The following is a 14,118-nucleotide window of genomic DNA, read 5'->3' on the forward strand; positions in this document are numbered from 1 at the left end:
AACGATTACCGGATATTCCATCAGCAGAGGACTTTCTCTTGCCGAACGGTGCCCCGTGAATCGTGAGAGGCATTTCCGAAACACGTATCTGCACGACCTATACAAATAGCGATATCGCGCTGGTGAGCCGCAGGGCAAAATTAATCGCAAACAACGCGTGATATTGAGAAAAGTAACAGTGAGGTGAAACGCAGTAAAAACGCAGTAAAAAGGATACAAGCGAGAATGTTGATAACTGTGGGGCAAAGGGTCGGATAGGATAACCACGAGTAAAACGGAAAAAATAATGCCGCCCAAGGGCGGCATTATTCAATCTCTGAACCTGACGAATTAGATCAGGAAATCGTTCAGGTCTTTACCCAGAGCGACTTGAGCAGCAATGGCTTTCGGCATACGGCCTTGACCGGTCCAGGTTTTTTCCTGGCCATCTTCTTCGTACTTGTATTTAGCCGGACGCGGAGCACGCTTGCTCTTGGCAGCGCCAGTCGCAGCAGCCGGAGCAGTGGCAGTTGCCAGCAGCTCGCGAGGATCAATACCAGCCTGCTGCAGCATTTCGGTGAATTCATTCAGCTTGCGCTGACGCTCTTCCTGTTCAGCACGCTCCTGTTCAACAGAATCAGCGCGCTCTTGGTAAACCAGGTCAAACTTCTCTTTAGCTTCCAGCAGTTGCTCAAACGGCAGCTCACGAATAGCCGCACGCAGACTGCGAATGTTCAGCAGAACTTTCAGAAACTCGTTCATTATTTCCTCACAAAAAAGTCGGTTACAGGGATAACTGTTTCAGAATAGCATGGACAATTCATAACTACATGCAATTTTTACTATCAGGGGATACTTGGAAAGAATATGAAAATAAACTTGCCAACAAACTCACGCTTTCACCCATTAAACCTATCTCGCCTAGACATCTCTTTTGATATCACCACCAAATCGAACATACACATCTGAAACTATTAATATGAGGTTCAGGGTAATTGCCATCAACATTTTTCAGAAAATACAACTAGTGCGTCAAACGATTCCTGAGCAGTACCTGCATAAAAAAATAGAACGATGCCTGCTCGCATCATGATGCATGATTAAGACCATGCGTCATATTACCCAACCGATCGCGCCATGGATTAAAATCGTTTAGAAACAACAGGTTAAAACCAATCCGATGAACATAAAAAAGGCGCGCGACTAAAGGTGTATTCCCCCTCCACCTTACCTTTTGCACGGAAACCACAGGTTCATTCCTACAGCTATAACGGGATAGAGACAAGCCGCGATGATTGCCTCATATCCCATTTTCCAAGCCTTAGTTGGCTGCTCCAGTAGGTAACGTATCCACACCACTGACCATTGGTTTAGAGGTTGCCTCAATCAGCAATGGTTCTTTTGGATACCAACGGAGCGCTTCGGCTCTTAAATTACGAGCCTCGTCAGGGCGCCCCAACGCATTCAATGCAACAACCATGTTCGCGTAGATATTTGCTCTGGGTGTATGGCGAACAAAATCTTGCCCCCATGCCAGGTAAGCCTCCAGTTCGGTCTTATTCTGAGTCTGTAAACCCACCATCAATCGTACCGCATTTACATCAAACTCAACCCGCGTCAACCAAGCCATTGGATTAATAATATCCAGCAACAATGCTGGCTCCTTATACCCACCCCGTTCGTATTTGGTGACGACCCAGGCAGTATGAAGCGCAGTCAACATGAATGGTACGATAAACAAGGGGATGGAAACCGCCAGAAAGCGTAACAACAACTTATGGGGGTAACGGTATACGGCTATCCCTCTGGCAGCGTCTGCCCCACAGGTTTCATCGATATACCAGACCAACATCAATAAAAAAATCCAGTGAGCAATGGAGTGATAGAGGGGATATTCGACCTGGGTATGAAGTGTAATGGGTACGACTAATGCCAATAAGGCCAATCCATGCGACCAGGATTGACCCGCTACACGCCATATCACAGCGGCCCCCATCACCAAGAGCCCGATGACAGGCAAGATACCGCCTTCAACAGCCCAATAGAGCAACTCATTATGAGGATGATCAAGGTTGTACTCAATCTGTGGCATTGCCGGATTCAATAACTTATCTGCCATATAGTTATGTAGGAATACCGATTCGAAAGAACCATACCCCCATCCGGTAAAGGGATGTTGTGACACCAGGTGCAATGCATACGACCAATAAATCGTACGATATCCCCCCGACTGATAGACAGAAAGACCCCGCTTGACCCCTTCCACACCATACAGAGATGCGAGTCCGAACAGCACGCCCAATAAGACACATGAAAGAGTCACCTTCAAAGCGTGGTTTCTCTTCAACCAGGGAAGCATCATCAGCAAAGCCAATATTCCACCCAATTGCCCAACTCTGGATTGAAGAACAATCAGCAACACCACTGAACCAACGATCACATAACCCTGAAGTGCCTTCAGCCATCGATGTTGGTTGAGGGTATTTAGCCAAGCAGCCAGAGACAAACCGGTGGCCATAAAACTGGCCATCACATTGGGTTGCTGAAAAATGCCATAGGGACGATTTGCTTTGGTGTCATAGCCAAGCCAATTGCCCGGTGTTAGCAGGTAATACTGCACCAGACCCAAAGTCATTTCGATAGCTATTGCGACCAGCATAAGCGTCAATAGCTGTTGACGCGCCTTCTGTGCAAGACGGAACTGATAGAGCGAGAAGATAAATAATCCGCCGCCGACAAGACCACCGAGGCGAGGAAGTGCGTAATCACGCAAGGTGGCGTCAGACCACGCCATGGGTAGCAGCATCAATACAATCGCGCCTCCCCAAACTTGCAAGAGCCTGCTGGACACCAATTCGCCTTTCGACGTGATATGCCACAACCCCAGACAGATCATCAAAGAAGCAAATATCCATCCCCATGCGTTAAAAGGAAGATAGAGACCTGCCCCACCCGGGTTATGCATGAAAAAATGCATCCCAAGTCCCAGCCAAAGTATGCTTATCCCCCAAAAGAGAAAAAACACTCGCTTTTCCCGATGGGCTGATGGCACTGATGACCCGGTAGACGGAAATGTAGGCATAAAAAAAGCGCTCTGAAAAAATGGTGTTTCATACAACCATATTCAGAGCGCTTTACTCAAGCTATAGCATTAATTAGTCAGGGAATGATGCGTTGCTACTCAAACTGTAAAGACTGTATTTTCTGGCCAGCATCTGGCCCCCATCTCTGGTCAATGGCATCCAGCCAATCGAGCCTTTGCTGGTTGTCGGGCGCAGCAGCATCAAGTCGAAGGGAATCGTCACATAGATACCTTTAGTGAAACTCCCCTCTCCATACTCATCAGCAGACACATCAGTCAACGTTGCAAACACCCCTGCCACAACGCCGGATGAGAAGCGTTTGGACAGATCCAGTGTCGCCCCGACATCCCCTGCCAGATAACGGCCAATAGAGAGCTGGGCAGTCACATCATCAACATAGGGCAGTTGCCAATAACCGGTCACATGGCCTGTTGCCACATCGTAATCGGCTATCCGCAAGGTATTGTTCCAATCCCGTTGCTTGACCCAGTTCACATCAGCCGCAATCGCCCATGAACGACCAAAAGGACGATACAGCAGTTCGGCACCACCACCGGCGTACATCATCTCCAGATAACCGGCATAAGCCTGACCATACCACTCAGGTGAGAACTGCTCGAAATGGGTCGCTTGCAGGTTGTTAAGCAATACATCGGAGGAGCTGACATATTCCCGGATCCAGGTTCTCACCCTGGGCAAAGCATCCCCGTCCAGCGGTGGATTCTTGTAATTGAACTTGTCGTAGTTATTGGCCAGGTTCACAAATACTGTGCCCCCCAGCCAGTTCTTCTCGGTCACCCGCCAATCACCATTGAAGTTGAGACCAAGCTGATACATGTAGAAAGACTCCGGCCCCCCAACAGACTGGTTCAACACAGGATCCACGCTGTAACTCAGCGCCGAGCTGCGACTTTCATGGCAAACAGGTGCCGACGGTGCATTGGCTGCGATGACATCCGACTTATAAGTAGTCTCTTGTCCCAATGGGAGGTCACTGTTTGCCAACCGTACAGAGTCCATGTCCACTACAGTCTCACGGATATCGAGCCCTTTCTTCTGCTCAACGATATGCAGAGAGTGAACCGAAGCGGGCAACGCATTCGCGGCCAATAATGACATTCGATCTTCGGCTTCATCTGGCTTGCGATACTTCAGCTGCTCACCGCTGACAAAAACACGATCGTCCGTGCCATACCAGACCAGATCACGATATCCGGCATTGCTTTTCGTCTGCGCACTGAGTGCAGCCCAATCGACATCATCCAGTTGGGCCGGACTCTTTTCCGGTTGATACTCAGGCCGGGGCTCATCCAGATGGGCCTGCTGCAACTCATTAAAGTTGGTCCGCATAGTAATACCCCACATCAGGGTATTGCCACGCTGATAGCTGAGATGAGTATCCATATTATCGAAAATACGATACACGGCACCTATGTTGACTGGTGAGCTATGCGGCAAGGCTCCGTAGCCGCCTTTGCTGTTACGGGCCGCATACTCGCGGCTGTAATCATTACCGTCATATTCCAGTTTCAGACGCAAAGGGCGCCATGGCGTCTGATACTCGATACCGCCAAACAAGGCCGCCGGGCCGTGGAACAGACTATCGACCTCAAATTTGCCGCCATTGCCCGCATAACCATCATTACGCTGGCACCAACTCTCTTTGTATTCACAGAAGGGGTTCTTGATATTGCCGCTCTCGGCCATATTCCCCCAGCCCATTCCAAGGGTGAAATCAAACGGGCCATAACGTTTACTGGCCACAACGTACTCGCTATCGAACAGGCCAGTCCCCATCAAGTCTCTGAAGCCCAATGATACTTGGGGTAAGTAATCAGACTCTTGCCAAAGTCGGAATTTAAAATCCATCGACTTGTCTTTATAAGTCTGATCCCCGCTGAACTGCTCGTAAGGGCTATACAGACGAGTTCTGACATCGGTATAACGCAGCGTGGCCTCAAACCAGTCAAAGGGCTGCATGGAGATCGACCAGCGTCGATACTCTTCGTTATCCATGTAGTTGAAACTGAACTCGCCTTCTGCGGCCATTCTGGCACTGGGCATCTGCAGCAGACCTGCCCCACCGAAATCACTTTGCGATGGGCCATAGGGATCATTCGCCCCGGGTGCAGCAACACAAACGGTCGAGACGGCCAGGGTAATATATGAAAGTTTTGGAATCATTAATGAGGCACCCTGTTTGCAATTATCTCGGCGATCCGCTGATTTATTCCGGCAAATGAAGAGGGCAACAGGTCAGGATCAAACCCGACCAGCAGTGCAGCCCCTGCCATGGGTTCACGATGAAGCTTGTTCCAGACGGCAACGGGGACCATCTCGATATCACCGGTTGGCTGGATCAACAGCAGATGAGCCGAGTCGGCCCCCTCCAGCAGCGCATCACGCTTCCAATATTCATCAACACCTGCACCGGGAACCAGAGGCAGCGTGGGGAGCGCTTCCATCAGGCCAAACATGGCAACCTGAGGCTGGCGGGCAGCAACAAACAGCCGGTAGTTGCCTTCCAGGCGAGGGTTATCCTGCGGGGAGCGCTGGGCATTGTCAGGATCAACTATCACAGGCAAGCGGCCGGTAACGGTGATGCCTTCGAGTTGATGTGCAAGACGAGCCGCAGAAGAGGCACGTTGAGCCTCACCTTCACTACGCCATATGCTGGCCAGACTCTCCAACTCACGGATCACCGCCGCTTGCTTGAGCTCAAACTCATGTTGACGGGCCGGCGTCGTAATCTGGGCAGAGCGCCAATAGATGGGTGATGGCAGCAGCTTGTTTCTCAGCAAGGCGTCAAGGCGTGCCCCTTCACTCAAGGTGATGGGATCTTGAAGACGCCCCTGATAGTAAATGCTGACACTGGTATCCGCGAAGCAAGCACCGGACAGCAATAAAAGAGATAGGGTCAGTTTTTTCATGACGAGAATGGCTTCAAAATGGTGAGTTCAATGACCGGCAGATCAGGGCCGAGATGTTGCTGGGTTTTTACTACCTGTCCATTAACCGGATCTCGCCAGAAAACATTGGTCCAGGATTTCCCCCCCGGGAACATTGAAACCGTCTCTTCAAAACGCGTAGCTGAAACTCGGCGCGTCACCAGATCCAGCTCATCCTGTCCGGCACGGACCATCGTCCCTTCAAGACGGTAGCCGCTGAGATAGCGCTGTTCCCACTCTGACAAGGTACTCCAGTTGGCAGATGAGGTAGCAGCCATCGACAGTGGGTCGGCAGAAGCACTCTCGCTCATGACCAGGTCATTTTCCATACCGACAGTTTTAATGACCCGACCGTGGCGGGTAATAATCATGACCCGATCGGCTGTCAGCCAGGAGAGTTCATCTCCATTGACATAAGCCAATACCACGAAGATCCGCGGGTTATCACCGATTTTCAGATAAGCACTTGCATAAGGCAGTTTATTGACATGCTCGGCACTGACGGTCACATCATCAGCCCCCAACACGGCATATTTGATAGTTTCGCTCGTCACAGAAGCAGTATTTGAACAACCGGTGAGAGATAACAAACCAAGAAAAACAAGATTGCGCGATAAAGACATAGAGTGACCACAGTGACAAATAAAAAAATAAGGCTGCCAAAGCAGCCCTATATCATATTAACGAGTACTGGTTGTGGTTCCGGTACCACGGCCGGCATCATCGTTGGAGTTGGCATTTGCAATGGCAACACCAGCAATAACCGCAGCACCTACACCAACGGCAACAATGGTGCCAGTCCCGATGGCAGCAGCACTGGCAGCACCAGCACCTGCAGCGCCGGCAGAACCGGTGGATGCAGTAGCAGCAGTTTCTTCAGCAGCCATCACACCATGAGAGAATGCCATGGCAGCAGCCAGAATCAGGGCGGTTTTTTTCATTTCATCTTTCCTTGTTTATTGTCTACTTGTGGCTCGGAGAAAATATGGCATGACAACAATGCTATTACCATATATCCCTTTACCAGCGCATTGCCATGTTCACAAAAAGTTAAGTAACTCATTGTAAACATAGATAATTGCAAATATAGCATACCATCGGGACGCTATTATTGCACTGAAATACAGGTTGCATTCGAAAACTATTTTATGGTGGTCATAAAAAAGGTGCGCCATGAAGACGCACCCTGCATTGACCTATTGCGGTTATCCAAACAGAATGTCAGGCTTTTTCCTTGCTGCCATAACTGTATTGATAATATCCGTAGTTACCGTAATAACTGCTCGCCTTCTTCTCGACCGCGTTGAGCAAGATCCCCTTGATAGCGACCCCGTTTTGCTCGAAGCGGCGAATGGCCACCTCCACCTCTTTGACCGCAGTCTTGGCGAAGCGGGCAACCAGCAAGGATGCGCCCACATGCTGACCAACAATGGCAGCATCGGTGACCGCCAGGATGGGAGGGGAGTCAACGATGACAAAATCGTAGTGCTCGCTCGCCCAATCCAGCAGCGCTTTGAAACGAGGGTGCATCAACAGCTCGGAAGGGTTGGGTGGCACAGCCCCACGACAGACAAAATCAAGGCCATCAAACCCGGTCTGGCTCACAACCTGTGCCAGCTCTGTCTGACCCGCCAGATAGGCACTCAGACCGGCGCCCATCTCCTGCCCCATGACCTTCTGCATATAGCCTTTGCGCAAGTCGGCATCGATAACCAGCACCTTCTTGCCGCCCAGAGCCAACGTGGCAGCGAAGTTGGTCGACACGAACGTTTTGCCAAGACCCGGGCCGGGGCCTGAGATCATCACTATGTTGTTTTTGGCTTCCATCATGGCGAAATGGAGGCTGGTTCGCAGACTACGCAGTGACTCCATCGCCAGATCGGCCGGATTTCGCGCAGCCAGCAAGGCCTCGTTGAGAGGCATTGCCTGTCGCCGCTTCTTCTGCTGCTGCTCGATGGTGGCCTGCTCAGAGGAGTAGGGGATGGTGGCATAGACCGACAGCCCCATCTCTTCCAACTGTTCCGGGCTTTCCACACCACGGTGGAAGGCAGCGCGCACCAGGATCAACCCCACCGACAGCATGCCACCCAGCAGGGTCGCCAGTACCACGATCAACGGTTTCTTCGGCTTGACCGCTTTCGTCTCAACAGCGGCATCATCGATGATCCGCACATTGCCGATGGTGCCCGCCTTCATGATATTGAGCTCCTGCTGCTTGTTGAGCAGCTGGACGAAGATCTCCTGACCAACCTGCACATCACGGGTCAGACGCAAAATCTCCTGCTGGGTTTTTGGCAGACGCTTGATCGACTTGTTGATCGCATTTTTGGTATTCATCAAGGTCTGGCGCTTTTCCATCAGGGCGATGTAAGCGGGGTGCTGGCGGGTATAGAGTTGCTGCAACTCCGCTTCCCGGAAGGTCAGCTCATTGAGCTGCTTCTCGAGGCCCACCATGGTATCCAGTGCGGCTTTCGCTTCCAGCGACAGATCGACCGACTCATTCTGCTGGCGATAAACATTCAACTGCTCTTCAGAACGATTCAGCTCCTCTTTGACCTGAGGCAGATGCGTCTGCAAGAAATCCAGGCTCTTCTGGGCCTCTTCGGTCTTGCGTACCACATTCTGCTGCAGATAGTTCTGGCTGATATTGTCGAGCACTGCACGAATGCGGCCCTTGTCATCCCCTTCCAGCGCCAGCGAGATGATCCCGGTATTTTTGCCCTTTTCACTGACCTGAAGATCGCGCTGCAACTCGGCAATCACATCCAGAGCCGGTTGTTTGACCAGCGTGAAGACTTGCCCCTCATCGGCTGCCACATCAGACAAAAGCAGGGTGACATCCTCTTTCTCAAGCAGCTTGCCTACCTGACCTTCCAGCACCCGCCCCTCAACCTCAAGGGTAAAGTGTTTGTCTGCGTCAACCGTCAGCGTCAACGGCGTCCCCAGCAATTCAGGCGCAACTTCAAAACGGCTTACCGCCATCTTGGGATAGGGGTGCCCCATCAGCCGTGACAGACCACGGCCAACCAGCGGGAAGAAATTGGGTGTCACTACGGTATCGAGGTGAAGCTCTTGCACTGTACGGCCAAGCACCATACGAGAAGTCAGCAGCTCAATTTCGGCGGCAGCATCGGGCTGTTCACCGCCCAATACGTCAGCCATATCCCCGAGCAGCGCAGCACCACTGGCTTTTTTCTCCACCTGCAACAAGGCGTTTGCCTTGAAGACCGGGGTCGCCAACAGGGCGTATGCAACGCCAAGAACCATAAACAGAGCGGTGATCGTCACAATCCACCAACGGCCATCGATCAGGTAACCCAGCAGGCGCCCCAGATCGATCTCGTCATTCTCCACCGCGGCACTGCTCTGCCGGGACGAAACAGAAGAAGTCGTCATTAAACACAATCCATTTTTATAGTCAGATACAACCCAAACACCACCAGACGCTGCGGATGTCGTTACAGTTTTTTCGCCCACCCATCGGCGCTACGCACCAACAGCTGGTAAACATGTTCGTAAGCTTCCCGACTCAGACGATAGGGATCGGGCACTTCACTCTCCCCCTGCCAGTGGCCAAACAGCATGGTTTTGCCACGAGCCCCCGGGTCGATGGCCGTGACGGCAGAGATATGCCCTTTCTCCATCACCAGGATCAGATCGGCATCCTGACAGAGTTCGCGGGTCAGTTGGCGCGCCGAGTGTCCCTCTAGGGAAAGCCCATGCTGCTGCGCCACCTCGCTCGCGACCTTGTCGGCCGGCTTGTCAACCAGGGCACTGACCCCGGCAGAACTGACCTGACGGCCGGGCAAACGCTCGCGAAGCAGTCGTTCACCGGTTGGGGAGCGGCAAATATTGCCCACACACACCACAAGAATTTTTTCAAACATATCGCTGTCGCTCTCTAAAAATAAAATCTGCAGCCACCGCCCCTCACTACGTGCATCTTCCTGAAGGAAGGCGGATAGAGGGCATACTGCCCTGCCCTATCCTCCCCGTTTGTCACCGTATCGTCACCGTATCAAGGCAACAAACAATCGAAGATAAAGGAGGCATCAGCCCCCCTCAATGCCGTCTCCCTGAGGGAGTACTGCTACACGTCAATCCAGCGGGAGAGGTTAAGCAACATCACGGCCTTACCAGTTGCGAACCCGCAGCATGCCTTCGGTCAGCTCATTAAAGCCGTTGATGGAGGGCACCAGCTGACTCAACACGCGATTCCAGCGCGTCACCGGCGCCGTTGTGACATAGACCACGTCGTAAGGTTGCAACGCAAACTCGGTACCCATCACCAGCGCGGTGGCATCACTCAGGTCGAGTTGATAAATGGCGGCTTTCTCTTGGGCTTTCGCGGCAGGGCGCAATACGAAGATGCCGGTCGCATTGGCGGCATTCTGGTTAAGGCCCTCGGCACTGCTTAGCGCTTCTGTCAGGCTCATCCCCTCACGACCAATGGTCAGGGTCGATGCCTTGTTGACTTCACCCATCACAAAAACTTTCTGGGCATCGTTGCGCGGCACATAGAGCATGTCGCCGTCACGCATCAGCTGATTGTGAGAGAGATCCCCATACTGCAGCAGATCCTGCATGGAGAGCGGGAACTCCTTGCCCTGGCGGGTCAACACCACATGGTGCCAATCCGCGGTCGGGGTCAACCCGCCAGCCAGATTGAAGGCATCGAGCAGGGTCATCGGCACATTGGTGATAGGCTGGGCGCCCGGCTTGGTTACCTCACCGGAGATATAAACCTTCTGGGAGCGGAACGCCGCAATGCTCACATCCACCTGCGGGCTCTCGATATACTGGGCCAGGCGCTTGGCGATATCGGTACGGATCTGTGCGACAGTTTTACCCACCACGTCCACCTTGCCGATATAGGGGTAGAAGATGGTGCCATCGGCATGCACCCAGTTGCCCGCTTCGCTGGCACTGCGGTAAGAACCAGCCGGGATGGTCAACTCGGGGTGATCCCATACAGTGACATTGAGGATGTCGCCCACACCGATTCGGTACTCGTAACGGCTGATCTCGCTATTGAGCTCGGGGTTGGCCTTGCCCACCACCGGCGACTTGCGCAGCTGGCTGATCAACGCCGGTGTGACCGGATAGACATCTGCCATCTGATCAACATCAACGGAGCCTGTAGCCACCTCGGTTTTGCCACTGGTGGAAAGATTGGTACCGGGCACCACAGTACATGCACTGAGCAGGGCCACGGCCGACAACAGAGGAATGAGCTGAATCCTTTTCACTACCACACCTTATTAAGCTTGCCATCAAGAACTGAACGGAAAAATCGCCGTATGATAGCGGAAATTTCGGATAAATATGAGAGGAATTTATAAAAAATCACCAAATAAAAGTAAGCATGGCTCTGGAAGATAACATCTATAAAAATATGATTATCATGCAACCAAGTTATACCGTTGATGATTGGATTACTCTAATCACTCAGGCCCAATTTGACAACCAGCCAAATTATAAACATAACTGTGACAAATTGAGCCGCAATAATAACGCCAAATTCTCATATGCTATAGAAAACTAACGCACCAATGCATTCAATACATAACAATGCCAATAGTAAGCACTTTTAAAAACACCAAGACCTAAATGTTTTCTATATATATCCCATTGCCACAAACTGGCTTTAAACTTGTTTCCAGAGAGTGATTTCTCTGACACTCTATAATACGCCAAATTGTCTTGCACACAGAAACATTTCGATGTGCGGCTCATCACATCAAGCCACATAATATAGTCTTCATGTCCAACTTGACGCTGAAAAACCTTACCTATACGTTCCTGATTGTACACACCAGTAAGGTTCCCAATTTTATTTCCGGTTAGCATATCAGAATAAGTAAACTCACTAGGGAAAGTTCTTGTGGATATCGTGGAGTCTATCGAATTACTAAATGTTGAATAGTTGCTACAGACGACGTCATAGCCATTTTCCAACATAAATAATTGGCTCTTTAGTTTGTTTTTAGTCCATTGGTCATCACTATCGAGAAATGCAATATAACGTCCCTGAGCAGCAGAGATCCCAACATTTCTAGCTATTGATACTCCTTGGTTACTGACTTGCCGAATATAACAAATCCTTGGATCATTAAAAGATAAAACCAAGCTTTCAGTATTGTCTATCGATGCATCATCAATAACATACAATTTCCAGTCTTCATAAGTCTGAGCTAACACAGAGTTAATACTGGATACTATGAATGCTTCCGCATTGTAAGCAGGCATAATAATTGATACTGTTTCAATCATGGCTAAAAGCCTTTCCTATATTAAACACCACGCATTCATAAAATCATAGTCATAACATATCGCCCAGTATATAAGCGCTCTGAATTATGACTTTACTATCAAATAAAACCGAATTAAAAATGCTAACGTTTAAATGGGCGAATTAACTTTGAAGCACACCAAAGAATTATCATCCTATGATGCCGTAAAAATTTATTTCCATTGATAAACTTATAATAATTGTGAGCAACGATCTGTTTTTTTAGAGCCCGTAACACAGGCATATTAATGGAGTCATTCCCACCATGGATTAAACGGCAAACGTGCTCGTCTATATATGCCACTTCATCAGAGTTTAGTAAACATGCAAGCATGTTAATACGAGAATCTAACCATACATCATCAAAGCCGTCTTTGAAGATGAACGCCTTATATTTTTCTAAAAAAAATCCTGAAACAATAATCGATGATGTAACAGATATCGTGGGGAATATTGAACTGTTAAAGCAAACTTTTCTTTTTATATTTTCATAATATATATCATTTTCAGAAACATTTTTCACTTGAGTAAAGTTTACTACAGATGACTCGATTTTTCGTTTGAATTCAGCGCTTATGATTGAGAAGTCGAAGTAATCATCTGCATCCATAAGCCAATAATAGTCTGATGATGAAAAATAATCACTTGCCATGACTTTCCCTAAACTTTCAATTTGCCCCATGTATGGCATTTTTCTTCCGTAGTTAAGCTCACTCCTTTCAAAAACAACAATGTTATTAATCCCCTTGGAAACATATTCATGTATGATCTTAAGGCTATCATCTGTGGAACCATCATCGCAAATCAGTATCCTGAAGTATGCGTCATTATAAATTGGCTCCATCTTTGTCAGTAGTTTTGTCAAAAAATCAGAATAATTCCAATTAAACACAACAACATTAATCACTTACGCACTCTCCAAAATAAACAATCTACATGCCAAAGTTATCTATATAACTTTTCAACTAAATTTTCTTGCCCTATCATATTTATATAACGAATTCTCTTAAAATGAATAAAGCATGGTGTAAATATTGTAGAACGATATTGTTCAAGCTTAGAAAGCTTATAATCAAACTTCAATTCTTCGTAATATTCGCCATCAACAAAATTAAATGAACCATCATTTTTAAAAACATATCTTTCAAAGGATAACTTCATTCCATATACTTCAACGCCTCTAAATATTATTACCCTCTTATTTTTTCTCATTAGATTTTGAATTTTAATAAGCGCTGATGGAGTATACAACAAATGAGCATCTGCTTTCATGACGTAATCAGAAGTGGCTTTTGAGAAAGCAAAGTTATAATATGCTGCTAATGAGTTCTCCTTTGTTAGATTGCGAGAATAACTCTCTCCAGCAATAGCCAGCTTATGATTATAACAATAGATTTTAATTATACACAGATGAGATAGTTGATCTTTCAATCTGTAAGCAATTTCAAGAGTCGCATCAGATGAATTATTATCAACAATAATGATTTCTCTACAAATAAGAGCGAGCGAGCTTATAGATACCTCTAAGTATGTTGCTGCATTTTTTACTCTGAAGACTGCAGACAATGTGGGTGAACTGGCTCTTTTTTTATATATATCATCTTGTATCGAACCGACACTCTTATCAAACTCCAACCTCTTTAACGTATTTTTTAAACCAATGTCAAACATTCTTCCCGTTAGCATTTACACCTCGCACCACACATATCAATAATTGATTAGAGTTTACGACAAGTCGGTTAAAAATTTACTACCCCCCCTCATTCCCCAATACAGCATTTCTATTTCTTGGAATCATCGACACTATAAATATAAG

12 protein-coding genes are annotated in these 14,118 nt (G+C 48.6%); all 12 read right to left on the reverse strand.

All coding sequences use genetic code 11. The annotated features are described in order from the left end of the window. Positions 1-330: 330 nt before the first annotated feature. The 12 genes from DBR30_RS09105 to DBR30_RS09165 all read right to left on the reverse strand — a co-directional run bounded on the left by DBR30_RS09105 (position 331) and on the right by DBR30_RS09165 (position 13,988). Positions 331-741: an H-NS family histone-like protein gene (locus DBR30_RS09105; protein WP_005338054.1), complete on the reverse strand. Its 411-nt coding sequence runs from the start codon at positions 739-741 to the stop codon at positions 331-333. A 559-nt stretch (positions 742-1,300) separates the two neighbouring features. Then, positions 1,301-2,944: a PglL family O-oligosaccharyltransferase gene (locus tag DBR30_RS09110; protein ID WP_181363532.1), complete on the reverse strand. Its 1,644-nt coding sequence runs from the start codon at positions 2,942-2,944 to the stop codon at positions 1,301-1,303. A 190-nt stretch (positions 2,945-3,134) separates the two neighbouring features. Then, positions 3,135-5,246: a YjbH domain-containing protein gene (locus DBR30_RS09115; protein ID WP_108588312.1), complete on the reverse strand. Its 2,112-nt coding sequence runs from the start codon at positions 5,244-5,246 to the stop codon at positions 3,135-3,137. Beyond that, entirely contained in the window at positions 5,246-5,992 is a 747-nt protein-coding gene (locus tag DBR30_RS09120; RefSeq protein WP_108542345.1) for a capsule biosynthesis GfcC family protein, read from the reverse strand. Before DBR30_RS09120 ends, DBR30_RS09115 begins: the two co-directional genes overlap by 1 nt. Then, positions 5,989-6,633, reverse strand: coding sequence for a YjbF family lipoprotein (locus DBR30_RS09125; RefSeq protein ID WP_108542346.1), 645 nt, complete (start codon positions 6,631-6,633; stop codon positions 5,989-5,991). Before DBR30_RS09125 ends, DBR30_RS09120 begins: the two co-directional genes overlap by 4 nt. A 57-nt stretch (positions 6,634-6,690) precedes the next feature. After that, entirely contained in the window at positions 6,691-6,951 is a 261-nt protein-coding gene (locus DBR30_RS09130; protein WP_108542347.1) for a hypothetical protein, read from the reverse strand. Positions 6,952-7,231: 280 nt separating this feature from the next. Then, positions 7,232-9,406 (reverse strand): polysaccharide biosynthesis tyrosine autokinase, encoded by a 2,175-nt coding sequence (locus DBR30_RS09135; RefSeq protein ID WP_108542348.1) that lies wholly within the window; start codon positions 9,404-9,406, stop codon positions 7,232-7,234. 62 nt (positions 9,407-9,468) lie between these two features. Then, a complete protein-coding gene (locus tag DBR30_RS09140; RefSeq protein ID WP_042018640.1) occupies positions 9,469-9,897 on the reverse strand; it encodes an arsenate reductase/protein-tyrosine-phosphatase family protein in 429 nt (142 codons plus the stop codon). A 246-nt stretch (positions 9,898-10,143) separates the two neighbouring features. Continuing rightward, on the reverse strand, positions 10,144-11,259 hold the full coding sequence (locus DBR30_RS09145; protein WP_108542349.1) for a polysaccharide export protein: 1,116 nt from the start codon (positions 11,257-11,259) through the stop codon (positions 10,144-10,146). A 292-nt stretch (positions 11,260-11,551) separates the two neighbouring features. Beyond that, positions 11,552-12,283 carry a glycosyltransferase family 2 protein gene (locus tag DBR30_RS09155; RefSeq protein WP_201951848.1) on the reverse strand — a complete coding sequence of 244 codons (732 nt, stop codon included), beginning with the start codon at positions 12,281-12,283 and terminating at the stop codon, positions 11,552-11,554. Positions 12,284-12,405: 122 nt separating this feature from the next. Then, positions 12,406-13,209 carry a glycosyltransferase family 2 protein gene (locus DBR30_RS09160; RefSeq protein ID WP_108588313.1) on the reverse strand — a complete coding sequence of 268 codons (804 nt, stop codon included), beginning with the start codon at positions 13,207-13,209 and terminating at the stop codon, positions 12,406-12,408. Between the two features lie 38 nt (positions 13,210-13,247). Continuing rightward, positions 13,248-13,988, reverse strand: a complete 741-nt coding sequence (locus DBR30_RS09165; RefSeq protein ID WP_108588314.1) for a glycosyltransferase family 2 protein — start codon at positions 13,986-13,988, stop codon at positions 13,248-13,250. Positions 13,989-14,118: the final 130 nt, after the last annotated feature.

The organism is Aeromonas sp. HMWF017, assembly GCF_003061465.1.
Classification (GTDB): Bacteria; Pseudomonadota; Gammaproteobacteria; order Enterobacterales; family Aeromonadaceae; genus Aeromonas; species Aeromonas veronii.

Excerpts from the sequence above, each read along its gene's own strand:
- DBR30_RS09130 (WP_108542347.1), bottom strand. The coding sequence starts at position 6,951 with ATGAAAAAAACCGCCCTGATTCTGGCTGCTGCCATGGCATTCTCTCAT.
- DBR30_RS09110 (WP_181363532.1), bottom strand. The coding sequence starts at position 2,944 with ATGCATAACCCGGGTGGGGCAGGTCTCTATCTTCCTTTTAACGCATGG.
- DBR30_RS09115 (WP_108588312.1), bottom strand. The coding sequence starts at position 5,246 with ATGATTCCAAAACTTTCATATATTACCCTGGCCGTCTCGACCGTTTGT.
- DBR30_RS09165 (WP_108588314.1), bottom strand. The coding sequence starts at position 13,988 with ATGCTAACGGGAAGAATGTTTGACATTGGTTTAAAAAATACGTTAAAG.
- DBR30_RS09105 (WP_005338054.1), bottom strand. The coding sequence starts at position 741 with ATGAACGAGTTTCTGAAAGTTCTGCTGAACATTCGCAGTCTGCGTGCG.
- DBR30_RS09135 (WP_108542348.1), bottom strand. The coding sequence starts at position 9,406 with ATGACGACTTCTTCTGTTTCGTCCCGGCAGAGCAGTGCCGCGGTGGAG.
- DBR30_RS09120 (WP_108542345.1), bottom strand. The coding sequence starts at position 5,992 with ATGAAAAAACTGACCCTATCTCTTTTATTGCTGTCCGGTGCTTGCTTC.
- DBR30_RS09125 (WP_108542346.1), bottom strand. The coding sequence starts at position 6,633 with ATGTCTTTATCGCGCAATCTTGTTTTTCTTGGTTTGTTATCTCTCACC.
- DBR30_RS09155 (WP_201951848.1), bottom strand. The coding sequence starts at position 12,283 with ATGATTGAAACAGTATCAATTATTATGCCTGCTTACAATGCGGAAGCA.
- DBR30_RS09140 (WP_042018640.1), bottom strand. The coding sequence starts at position 9,897 with ATGTTTGAAAAAATTCTTGTGGTGTGTGTGGGCAATATTTGCCGCTCC.